Consider the following 11,190-nt stretch of genomic DNA (forward strand, 5'->3'; position numbering starts at 1 on the left):
TCAAAAATCTACTCGAAATCATTATTTAATTTATTATTTTCTTCTAAAGAATTTAAAACTGATTTTGCTTTTTCTATAACTTCTTTTGGAACTCCTGCTAATTTAGCTGCTTCTATACCGTAGCTTTTGTTTGAGCCCCCTTTTACAATCCTGTGAGTAAAAATTAGCTGATCGTTATTATGTTCTACTAAAACTTGAAAATTTTGTATATTCTTATTTGAATTTTTTAAATAATTCAGCTCATGATAGTGCGTAGCAAAAATAGTATTACATTTAATTTTTTTTGCAAGATATTCACTTACTGACCAAGCTATTGAAAGTCCATCAAAGGTAGATGTCCCTCTACCTATCTCATCAAGTAAAACTAGTGAGCTAGAAGTTGCCTGATTTAGAATCGATGCAGTTTCAGACATTTCTACCATAAATGTTGATTGTCCAGATGATTGATCATCAACTGCCCCAATTCTTGTGAAAATCCTATCTGCAATCTTGATTTCAGCATTATTAGCAGGAACAAAGCTACCAATTTGTGCGAGAATTTGTATTAAACCAATTTGTCTGATAAAGCAACTTTTTCCGCTTGCATTTGGACCGGTCAATATAATTAATTTTTGGTTATCCTCAAAGGAAATATCGTTCTCTATAAACTTTTTATCATTTAATAATTGCTCTACAATTGGATTTCTTCCTGAGATAATTTTTGTACTATTTTTTGTGTTTGAATCATTTATTTGTATTAATGAAGGTTTTATAAAATTGTTTTCTACTGAAGTGATTGATAAACCAAGCAATGCGTCAAGTGATGATATGGATTTAGCAATTGATCTTATGTGTTTTGTTTTTTCAGCAACTATATTTCTTAATTCGCAGAAAATTTCATATTCTCTTGATGAAGCTCTACTTTTTATTTGAAAAATCTTATTTTCTTTATTTTTAATTTCTGAGGTGATATATCTTTCTTCATTGGTAAGTGTTTGCCTTTTGATCCAATGTTGTGGAGCTAAATTAACTTTTGACTTATTTATAGAAATGTAGTATCCAAAATTTTTATGAAATTGAATTTTTAAGTTTGAAATTTTGCTAATTTCCCTTTCTTTTAATTCCTCTTTATTGAGCCACTCAGAGTAATCATCCATTAAATTGCGTAAGCCATCTAATATACTGTCAACCCCATCGTGGATCATGCCTCCTTCACTTATATTTAGAGGAGGATTTTCTATTAGTTTAAAACTTATAGTATCAGCTAATTCTAAGAGTCCCTCATCAATATTTTTTAATTGATCGGTCCAATCTGGGAGATCATATTTAAATAATTCAATTATGGATTTTAGTCTAGGCAATTTTTTTAAACCTTCCGCTATTGCAATTAGATCTCTAGGACTTGCATGACCAGCACAAGCTCTACCAGCAAGCCTTTCTAAATCCCCCATTGCTCTAAGTGAATTTTGGGTATCTGTCCTTAATTCTTTAGATTCAATAAAGTTTGTAATTATATTTTGTCTTTTATAAATTTCATTAACGTTTAATAGTGGTGAATCTATCCACCTTCTTAAACACCTTGCACCCATGCAAGTATAAGTTCTATCAATGCTCCATAGGAGCGAACCTACATAATTGTTTTCTCGTTGTGTATTTTTAATTTCTAAGTTTTTTTGAGTTTGATAATCAATAATTAATTTGTTGCGACCAAATTGAATTTGTGGAAATTCTAATGAGATTTTTACAGAAGAATCTTTATCTAAATTTGAAGGATTAATTTTTTCTAGGTAACTTAATAAACCTCCAAGTGATCTAGTCGCATTGTTTAAATTTTTAAGTCCTATTCCTTCTAGGTTTGCAATTTGGAAATATTTTTTTATTAGATAATTTGCTTCATTAATGTCAAAATTAGTCTCTTGAGAAACAGTATATGAAATTTGACTATTTCCTTTAATTAATAAATTTCTTACTTCGTTGCTTCCTACAATGATTTCTGAAGAATCTAATTTATTAATTTCATCAAATAGTTTTGACAGAGATTCACCTTCTAAAGTTATTAATTCTCCTGTGCTTACATCAGCTTTTGATATACCCCATTCATAAGATTGATCTGATTTTTCTTCTGATAAGTAAATAGCAGTAATCCAATTATTTTTCTTTGCGATCAACATCCCCTCTTCAATTACAGTTCCAGGAGTAATTATTCTTGTTATTCCTCTTTTAATTGGCGTTCCATAATTTCCAGAACTTTTTTCTAATTGGTCGCATATAACCACAGAATAATTTTTTTTAATTAAATCAGCACAGTATCTCTCCATTGCATGATGGGGAACCCCGGCCATAGGAATCTTACCTATCTCTTTTCCAGCATCTTTACTTGTAAGTGTTATTTCTAAAAGGTTTGAAATTAATACAGCGTCCTCAAAAAAACATTCAAAAAAATCTCCTAATCTATAAAGTAATAACCTATCTTTATTTTCCTCTTTAAGAGTTACATAATGCTTCATTACAGGAGTTAACTTCATTTTTGAAACTGTTTTATAGCTATAGGATTCTTCATTGATGCAAACATTTTTATTATTTGAAATTAACTCAGTCTTGAATTTATTTATTAAATTAGTTGAATTTTTTCTTTTTCTAGGTCGTTTTTGCGATTCTTTTTTTAGATCTTCCCAGGATAAATCTTCTGGAATTTTTGTTATTTCTTTTTGCTCATCGTTTTCATTATCAACTGCAAATAAATTCTTTTGAATTATCGTATCTTCTTGCATACTTTTTTAATTCCTAAATAGATATTAGGTAGAAAATCTTTTTTTGCATTTTAAAGTGGCTAAAGTATGTAAATTTTCTCTAATAATTATCATTTTCATGAGATTATAGTATTTATAATAATTTGAAACCTAAGACTGAATTATGCAGGCTGTTAACTTTTTCTTTGTAAATGCTCTTTTATTTGCTTCTTTAATTGCGGTAGTTGGAGTACCCGTTTTGTATGTGACTCAACCTTCTACTGAGGAAGGACAGCGAGAAAGTAGGAGAAAAATCTATTCTATTGCTGCTGTTTGGGTTGTTTTGGTTTTTGTTACAGGGATAGTTTCTTCATTAGTTTGAACTTAATACCTTTTCGTGAGAGTCTATTAATATAACGAAGTAAGATTTAATGACTATTTTTGAGGGATCTTTTACTAATGCATCTACTTTAAAAGTTGGGATTGTAATAGCAAGATTTAATGATTTAATTACAAATAAAATCCTATCCGGTTGTCTTGATTGTTTAAAAAGACATGGTTTAGATACTTCTGATTTAAGCAATCAAGTAGATATAGTTTGGGTTCCTGGTTCATTCGAATTACCAATCGCAGCTAAAACCCTCATGAAAAATAAGAGTTATGATGTTGTAATTGCTCTTGGGGCTGTGATCCGTGGTGAAACTTCTCACTATGATGTAGTTATATCAGAAGCTAGTAAAGGTATTTCACAAGTTTCAAATGAAAATAATGTTCCAATTATTTTTGGAGTTTTAACTACTGATACTATGCAGCAGGCTCTAGAAAGAGCTGGGATTAAAAATAATCTTGGTTGGAATTATGCTTTACAAGCAATTGAGATGGGATCATTAATTAAAAATTTAAATTAATTGAAAAAATTTAATTATTTCTATCATTGATCCCTTCTTTGAGATAAAATAAGAAAGTTATGCGGATGTAGCTCAGTGGTAGAGCATCTCCTTGCCAAGGAGAATGTCGAGAGTTCGAATCTCTTCATCCGCTTTTAGTATTTGTATCTTTTAAAATATTCTTAGCTTTAGTTTTGTAATGACAAAAGTAATTTCAATTGAGGATTTAAAAGGATTATTTACGAAACCTTATGGTACAGATGCACCAACAAAACAAAAATGGGCTGAATTTTATAATGAGGATGTTATTTTTACAGACCCAACGCAGGAAACAGAGGGTTTAGATTCTTATGTAAAAGCCCAAGAAAAGCTAGTTAAAAGATGTGATGATGTTTTTTTAGAAACACATGCAATATCCATAACTGGGAATTATGGATTTGTTGAATGGACAATGGGTTTAAAAATTATGGGTAAAGAATTTATTTATCCTGGTACTACACGTTTATTATTTGGTGAAAATGGATTAATAAAAGAGCATAGAGATTACTTTGATTTTTGCGGTCCAACTTTTGGACCAGTTCCTATTTTAGGAACTTTTATAAGATGGCTCTACAGTAAATTTGTATCTTAATTTTGTTTTCTTTAGAAATAGCGTGCTTTATATTTCACGAATTAATAAATTTTGAGAATTAACTTCTTCAAAATCGAATTGAGAATAAAACAATTTTTTATTTGTTGTCATTAAATATATTTTTTTTGTATTTTTAATTTTCTTAGATGATAAAAGATTTTTTAAAATTAATGTACCAAACCCCTTGCCTTGGTGATCTTGATCTATAACAATATCCCATAGCACTCCGCGGTAAATCCCATCGGTTAAAGCTCTGCCAAAACCAACTATTTCCTTACCAACCCAAAGACTGATTATGACATCACTGTTAGCAAGACATTTTTTTAGATCATTAAGTGTTCTATTTTTTGCCCAGAAAGCATTGTTATCAAGTAATTTTTGTAGTTTAATTAATCCATTGGTTGGATTAAGATTAGGACCTAATCCAAAAACCCTTAACCCCAAAGCTCCTTTGGCATGTTTGATTAGAGATATTTCTTTCATTTATTAAAAAGATTTTTGAAAAGTGATGTCAGTTAGATTATTTTTGTGACTTCAATCTAAATACCATAATCGAAAGTTTCTTTAAAATAAATAGATAATAGTTTTCTTCATTCAGTTGTAACGCACTAATTTATAATGTTTGTAATAAGATGAATTTTTTAAGGACTTTGACTTATGCTAAAACTTTTGTTGGGAGATCCGAATACACGAAAGTTAAAGCGCTATCAACCAATAGTGGAAGAGATAAATTTTTTAGAGGAGGAAGTTTCTCAATTCAATGATGATGAGCTAAGAAAAGAAACTCAAAATCTTAAATCAAAGATTTCATCAGAATTAGATATTAGGAAACAAAAGGAACTATTAGAAGATTTTCTTCCTAAAGCTTTTGCAATTGTTAGAGAAGCAAGTAAGCGTGTTCTTGATATGAGACATTTTGATGTTCAGTTAATAGGCGGGATGGTTTTACATGAGTGTCAAATTGCGGAGATGAAGACTGGAGAAGGCAAAACCCTCGTTGCAACATTACCTTGCTTTTTAAATGCCCTAACTGGAAAAGGGGTTCACGTTGTTACTGTGAACGATTATTTAGCTAGAAGAGATGCTGAGTGGATGGGACAAGTTCATCGTTTTTTAGGTTTATCTGTTGGTTTGATTCAGCAAGATATGAGCCCAGTTGAGAGAAAGAAAAATTATGAATGTGATATCACTTATGCCACAAATTCAGAATTAGGATTTGATTATTTAAGGGATAATATGTCTACTGATATTAATGAAGTGGTGCAAAGAAAATTCAACTACTGTGTAATTGATGAGGTCGATTCCATACTAATTGATGAAGCTAGAACACCTCTAATTATTTCCGGTCAAGTTGAAAGACCTCAAGAAAAATATCAAAAAGCTTCCGAATTAGCTTTGGCATTAGTTAAAGCAAAAGAGTTAAGTAAAGATGGGATTGATCCTGAAGGGGATTATGAAGTTGATGAAAAGCAGAGGAGTTGCATATTGACCGATCAAGGTTTCGCTAAATGTGAAGAGTATTTGGGAGTTAATGATTTATATAATCCTAAAGATCCTTGGGCGCATTATATAACTAACGCTTTAAAAGCTAAAGAATTATTTATTAAAGATGTAAATTACATTATTAAAAATGATGAGGCTGTGATAGTAGATGAATTTACAGGTAGGGTAATGCCTGGAAGGCGTTGGAGTGATGGACAACATCAAGCAATAGAAGCAAAAGAGAGGCTAAAAATTCAGCCTGAGACGCAGACATTAGCATCCATAACTTATCAGAATTTTTTCCTTTTATATCCTGGTTTAGCAGGAATGACGGGAACTGCAAAAACTGAGGAGGTTGAATTTGAAAAAACTTATAAATTAGAATCAACAGTTATACCGACAAATCAAATCAGAAAGAGACAAGATTGGTCTGATCAAGTATTTAAGACAGAGATTGGTAAATGGAAAGCTGTTGCTAAAGAAACTGCACAAATTCATAGAGAAGGAAGACCTGTTTTGGTTGGTACAACAAGTGTTGAAAAAAGTGAATTATTAAGCTCACTTTTATCTGAAGAAAAAATCCCACATAATTTGTTAAATGCTAAGCCAGAGAACGTTGAACGTGAGGCAGAAATTGTCGCTCAGGCAGGAAGAGCAGGTGCTGTCACTATTGCGACTAATATGGCTGGAAGGGGAACAGATATAATTCTTGGTGGTAACAGTGATTACATGGCAAGGCTTAAGTTAAAAGAAATTTTAATTCCTTTGTTAGTAAAGCCTGATAACGAACATAAGCCACCAATACCTAAGCAAAGAAATTCAAAGTCCAAGGGCGGTTTTTCTACAAAAGCTGGTTCAAGTTTGAAAAAGAACATTTCACACTCTTCAACTAGTCTTTTTCCTTGCAAGCTTGATGAAGAAATTGAAAAGAAACTTTCTCTTTTATCTGATCAACTTGTTAAGAACTGGGGAGACAGACAACTCTCTGTATTGGAGCTTGATGACAGAATAGCTACAGCTGCAGAAAAAGCGCCAACTGATGATAATTTGATAAAGCTTTTAAGAGAATCTTTGTCGGATGTAAAAAAAGAATATGAACAAGTTTTGATTAATGAAGAGAAAAAAGTGAGAGAAGCTGGCGGTTTACATGTTATCGGTACTGAGAGGCATGAATCAAGAAGAGTGGATAATCAACTTAGAGGTAGAGCCGGCAGACAAGGTGATCTTGGAAGTACGAGATTCTTTTTATCTTTGGAAGATAATCTATTAAGAATTTTTGGAGGAGATAGGGTAGCAAACCTCATGAATGCATTTAGGGTTGACGAAGATATGCCAATCGAATCAGGGATGCTTACTAGATCTTTGGAAAGTGCTCAAAAGAAAGTAGAAACCTATTATTACGATATTAGAAAACAAGTTTTCGAATATGACGAGGTAATGAATAATCAAAGAAAAGCTGTATACAGTGAAAGGCTAAGAGTTTTACAGGGAATTGATTTAAAAAGGCAAGTAATTGGATATGGAGAAAGAACAATGAGCGAAATTGTAGAGGCTTATATTAATCCTGATCTTCCACCTGAAGAATGGAATATTGATCAATTAATTTCTAAAGTCAAAGAATTTATATATTTATTAGACGATCTTAAAGTGGAAGATATTAATTTACTTTCAATAGAAGAATTAAAAAACTACTTGCAAGAGCAGTTGCGAATATCTTATGACTTAAAGGAATCACAAATAGAAAAGATTCGTCCAGGATTAATGAGAGAAGCTGAAAGATTTTTCATTTTGCAACAAATCGATAATTTATGGCGAGAACATCTCCAATCCATGGATTCCTTAAGGGAATCAGTTGGATTGAGAGGTTATGGCCAAAAAGATCCCTTAATAGAATACAAAAATGAAGGATATGATATGTTCCTCGAAATGATGACTAATATGCGGAGAAATGTTATTTATTCAATGTTTATGTTTCAACCTAAAATTGATGTTAATGAAAAAAATTAAATAAATACCTAATCGTCACCAAGAAATTCTATTATTTCTTTATCTTTGATATTTTGAGCGTCACCTAGTTTAGAAATATCAACAGATTCTGAATTAACTAAACATTGAAGAGTTTTTTGTAATTTGAGAATTTCATTTTCCAGAAAGTCTATCCTATCCATTAAATTTTTTATCACATTAGCTTCTGCATCTGGTAAAGCGGAATGAGCTAATGGATTAACTTTAACTCCACTTTGATGTACTACTCTGCCAGGAACTCCAACCACTGTACTGTTCCCTTCAACATTACGAACGACTACTGAGCCTGCACCAATACGGGTATTAGATCCTACAGTGATTGATCCAAGAACTTTTGCACCTGCTCCAACTACAACATTTTCCATCAATGTTGGGTGTCTTTTTCCATGATTTTTTCCAGTACCTCCTAATGTAACTCCCTGATAAAGTAAACAATTATTTCCTATCTGAGCTGTTTCACCAATTACTACTCCCATCCCATGATCTATAAAAACTCCTTTACCAATTTTGGCCCCAGGATGGATTTCAATACCTGTAATCATTCGATTGAATTGACTTAAAACTCGGGGAATTAGGGGTATTTTTAATTGCCATAATTTATGAGTGAACCTATGAATAACTATTGATTGAAAGCCTGGGTAACAAAGAAAAATCTCTATTATGCCCCTAGCAGCGGGATCCCTCTCTTTGATAATATCTATATCAGATTTAAAGTTTCTTAGTATCATTTTTTAATTAATAACTCCAATTTCTTTTTTTAATTGATTGATTGTTTCGATGCTCAAGTAGTTTTTTGCGCATATTATTTGAGGTAATCTCATAAGCTGGGAGCGATTCTTTAATAAAGTGTTTTCTACAACTGATAAACTAGGACCGTCACATACAATATGATTAGATGCTTTTAAAAGCGATAGTAATCTACTGTTATTATCTGAGATCGCAGTCATAAGCATTAACTCACTACCTCGCATGCTGTGTATGATGACTTCTGCTGCCCTTAACAAACCAGGGCTTATGCTCACAATACCTACACAACTTCCAGTATTTAATTCTTTAAGGAATTTTAATTCCTTTTGAAAGTCGCTCAAGTCAACTGCAATAGCTCGAACCCCATGTTGTTTGGCAACTTTTTCTAGAGGCTGTAAAAAATATCTGCTTGTGACTATGGTACCGTTATTTGAGCTACTCAAAACTTTCTCTAATTCTTCCATAGGAACAACTTCTACTGGAACATTAACTTGTGGAGAGAGTTCTTCTGCTATTAGCATTGAAGCACCTATATCCTCTCTAGGAGTACTGACTATAATTCTTGCTCCGCATTTTATACGCCAATCAATTTCATTCGTTAATATTTCTCTTGTTTCTTGTAAAGTGCAACCAATACTTATGAAGTTGTCAATTGCTTTTTTCGCTTCTTGTTCTGGTGGCTTACTGATTTTGTCTCTTGAATAAACAGATTTCTTGAATTCTCTTTGAGTAAGGTTATCTCTTACGTAGATACCTGATCCAGCAATTGCTTCCACAACTCCATCTATTTCAAGTTGTCTGTAAACTTTGCTTATAGTATTTCTATGTAGTCCAGTCTGCATTGCAAGTTGCCTAGTACTTGGAAGCCTGTGTCCTGGAGGGTAATGTCTTGCCGCTATTGCAAAGCAAATCTGATTATACAGTTGAGTAGATGCAGGGATATCACTTTCTTGTTGAATATGGAATCTCACTTTTAAAAGGTCCTGACTAATTAATACTTACATGTAGTGACACTTTAACATTTGTCATAGTTTTTCGATAATAATCTTTAATTATTCATCTTTTTTTATTAGGGGAGTTTTTCTGGGGCTTAAAAACATAATCATGTTTCTTCCTTCTCTGGTTGGTTTTTGTTGTACTTCTGATTGTTCTTCTAAATCATTAGCCATTTTTAAAAGGAGTGTTTCCGCTAAATTCGAGTGTTGAATTTCTCTACCTCTAAAAATTACAGTGCATTTTACTTTATCTCCCGATTTTAGAAATTTAGTGGCTTGGCCTATTCTTACGTCATAATCATGTTTAGCAATTTTGTATCTCATTTTTACTTCTTTAACTTCTGTTTGATGAGATTTTTTTCTTGCTTCTTTTGCTTTTTTTTCTTGTTCAAATTTATATTTTCCATAGTCCATGATTCTACAAACAGGAGGATCAGCTTTTTCGCTTACCAAAACCAAGTCAAGCTCTCTTTGAGAAGCTATTTCTAATGCTTTCAATCTATCTAGAACTCCTAATTGTTTTCCATCTGAATCAACAACTCTCAGTTGAGGGTATTTTATTCTTTCATTAATATTTGGGAGCTCTCTAACTGGAGCGCGGCGGTCAAAACGTGGGCGTGGTGGCATTCAGTTTAGTTAATAATTTGATTGGATGAACAAATCTCTTACATTACAAAGTTAGCCTAAAAAAGACTCTATTTTAATTATTGCATCTTTTAGAAGGTTTTTGTTATTAAGCCAAATAGGATTATTTTTATTACGAAACCATGTTTTTTGTCTTTTTGCAAATTGTATAGTTTTTGTAGTGGTTAACTCAATCGCCTCGTCAATAGTAAGTTGATTATTTAATACTGCTTTAGCTTCGCGGTAACCAATAGTTTTTAATATTTGCAAATCGGATCCATATTTAGAAATAAGGTATTTTGTTTCTTCAATAATTCCGAACAAAAACATATTTTTTGTCCTTTGCAAAATTCTTTTTTTTAAATCATCTCTATCTAATCCAAGCTCTATTATCCTCCAATCAGGAGGATTTTGTACTTTTTGAGAAGATAAAGGTTTACCTGTTACGTAAAAAACTTCCAAAGCTCTTATTGTTCTAATACGATCATTAACATTAATTGTTTTTGTTGATATTGGATCACAATTTTTTAAAAGTTCCCAACATGCTTTCTGATTTAGTTCTTCTAATTGTTTTCTAAAATTATTTTGTGGAGGGACATTAGGTACAAAAAACCCTTTTGTTATTGCGTTCATATATAAACCACTTCCTCCAACAAGAAACGGTAGGTGACTTTTTTTAATTTCTCTTTCTATTGATTTTTGAGCAATTTCTTGAAATTCTTTGACATTTATTGGATGAATAGGTTCTTCAATATCTATTAAATAATGCTTTATTTTGTTTTGTTGATTCAAAGATGGCTTGGCTGTGCCAATATCCATGTATTTATAAATTTGTCTTGAATCAATATTATGTATTCGAGTTTTAAAATAGTCTGCAATTTCAATAGCTAATTCTGTTTTCCCACTTGCTGTGGGCCCAATTAAAACTAATATATTAGGCGGATTAGAAGACATATTATTTTCTGAAGAAAAATTTATTCGCTATATAATTTAAAGAGATTAAATTTTTCATAGACTGCGAGCCTTTATCTTATTGCAGTGGTAAGTTTAATGAAAGGCCTTTTAAAAATAACAATTTTAAAAGTTTAATT

General features: G+C 31.7%; 10 protein-coding genes and 1 tRNA gene. 5 read left to right on the top strand and 6 right to left on the bottom strand.

Annotation, left to right across the window (positions count from 1 at the left end; genetic code table 11):
• Positions 1 to 8: 8 nt before the first annotated feature.
• Positions 9 to 2,750 carry a DNA mismatch repair protein MutS gene (mutS, locus tag JJ847_02770; protein MBO6959809.1) on the bottom strand — a complete coding sequence of 914 codons (2,742 nt, stop codon included), beginning with the start codon at positions 2,748 to 2,750 and terminating at the stop codon, positions 9 to 11.
• A gap of 142 nt (positions 2,751 to 2,892) precedes the next feature.
• Here mutS and psbZ point away from each other — a divergent pair, with 142 nt between their 5' ends.
• The 4 genes from psbZ (at position 2,893) to JJ847_02790 (ending at position 4,226) form a co-directional block, all read left to right on the top strand.
• Entirely contained in the window at positions 2,893 to 3,090 is a 198-nt protein-coding gene (gene psbZ / locus JJ847_02775; protein MBO6959810.1) for a photosystem II core protein PsbZ, read from the top strand.
• Positions 3,091 to 3,139: 49 nt separating this feature from the next.
• Positions 3,140 to 3,616 carry a 6,7-dimethyl-8-ribityllumazine synthase gene (locus JJ847_02780; protein ID MBO6959811.1) on the top strand — a complete coding sequence of 159 codons (477 nt, stop codon included), beginning with the start codon at positions 3,140 to 3,142 and terminating at the stop codon, positions 3,614 to 3,616.
• Between the two features lie 61 nt (positions 3,617 to 3,677).
• A tRNA-Gly gene (locus JJ847_02785) sits at positions 3,678 to 3,749 on the top strand.
• Between the two features lie 45 nt (positions 3,750 to 3,794).
• Positions 3,795 to 4,226 (top strand): nuclear transport factor 2 family protein, encoded by a 432-nt coding sequence (locus JJ847_02790; GenBank protein ID MBO6959812.1) that lies wholly within the window; start codon positions 3,795 to 3,797, stop codon positions 4,224 to 4,226.
• Between the two features lie 27 nt (positions 4,227 to 4,253).
• Here JJ847_02790 and JJ847_02795 read toward each other — a convergent pair whose 3' ends face one another.
• Positions 4,254 to 4,709 (bottom strand): GNAT family N-acetyltransferase, encoded by a 456-nt coding sequence (locus JJ847_02795; GenBank protein MBO6959813.1) that lies wholly within the window; start codon positions 4,707 to 4,709, stop codon positions 4,254 to 4,256.
• A 174-nt stretch (positions 4,710 to 4,883) separates the two neighbouring features.
• Between JJ847_02795 and secA the strand changes: the two genes are divergently transcribed.
• The gene (gene secA / locus JJ847_02800; protein MBO6959814.1) at positions 4,884 to 7,715 is read left to right on the top strand and encodes a preprotein translocase subunit SecA; all 2,832 of its coding nucleotides are present in this window, start codon (positions 4,884 to 4,886) and stop codon (positions 7,713 to 7,715) included.
• 8 nt (positions 7,716 to 7,723) lie between these two features.
• Here the strand turns inward: secA and cysE are convergent, their stop codons facing one another.
• From cysE to miaA, 4 genes are all read right to left on the bottom strand, one after another.
• Complete coding sequence (gene cysE, locus JJ847_02805; GenBank protein ID MBO6959815.1) at positions 7,724 to 8,458, bottom strand: serine O-acetyltransferase; 735 nt, start codon at positions 8,456 to 8,458, stop codon at positions 7,724 to 7,726.
• A 6-nt stretch (positions 8,459 to 8,464) separates the two neighbouring features.
• Positions 8,465 to 9,451, bottom strand: coding sequence for a GntR family transcriptional regulator (locus JJ847_02810; GenBank protein ID MBO6959816.1), 987 nt, complete (start codon positions 9,449 to 9,451; stop codon positions 8,465 to 8,467).
• 81 nt (positions 9,452 to 9,532) lie between these two features.
• The gene (locus tag JJ847_02815) at positions 9,533 to 10,102 is read right to left on the bottom strand and encodes a translation initiation factor IF-3 (protein MBO6959817.1); all 570 of its coding nucleotides are present in this window, start codon (positions 10,100 to 10,102) and stop codon (positions 9,533 to 9,535) included.
• 51 nt (positions 10,103 to 10,153) lie between these two features.
• Positions 10,154 to 11,053 carry a tRNA (adenosine(37)-N6)-dimethylallyltransferase MiaA gene (gene miaA / locus JJ847_02820; protein ID MBO6959818.1) on the bottom strand — a complete coding sequence of 300 codons (900 nt, stop codon included), beginning with the start codon at positions 11,051 to 11,053 and terminating at the stop codon, positions 10,154 to 10,156.
• Positions 11,054 to 11,190 lie beyond the last annotated feature (137 nt).

It is taken from the genome of Prochlorococcus marinus CUG1438 (assembly GCA_017644325.1).
Lineage (GTDB): Bacteria > Cyanobacteriota > Cyanobacteriia > PCC-6307 > Cyanobiaceae > Prochlorococcus_A > Prochlorococcus_A marinus_AA.